General features: G+C 44.8%; 1 protein-coding gene. It reads right to left on the bottom strand.

Features of this window, described 5'->3' with window-relative positions:
• A partial coding sequence (locus B3180_RS00265) for a thiamine pyrophosphate-dependent enzyme (RefSeq protein ID WP_414654002.1) occupies positions 1-328 on the bottom strand: 328 nt, incomplete at both ends.

Below are 328 nucleotides of genomic sequence, written 5' to 3'. Positions count from 1 at the left end.
TGCGGATGTGCTCTTTTAACTCGTCTAACTGCTCTTTCAGCATGTCAGTCGGTTCGTCGTAAACATCATTGATCAGTTCATCAATGTGCGGGACCGGTACTTTTTCTGACTCTTTTAATGCTGCCAGAACTTTCGCTTTTACTTCTGCGTGATGCTCTTCAACGTGATCTTTATCCAACCAGCCTTCATTCATCATCCACTTCTGCAAACGATCAAGTGGGTCTTTGGCCTGCCAGTCTGCTTCTTCATCACGAGTACGATAACCTGTAGGGTCATCTGACGTAGAGTGACCTGACATACGATATGACATAGCTTCAATCAATACAGG

The sequence above is a fragment of the Idiomarina sp. UBA4206 genome (genome assembly GCF_002383015.1).
GTDB lineage: Bacteria > Pseudomonadota > Gammaproteobacteria > Enterobacterales > Alteromonadaceae > Idiomarina > Idiomarina abyssalis.
Note: the sequence above shows the minus strand (reverse complement) of the source record. Positions and strands in the feature narration are given on the sequence as shown.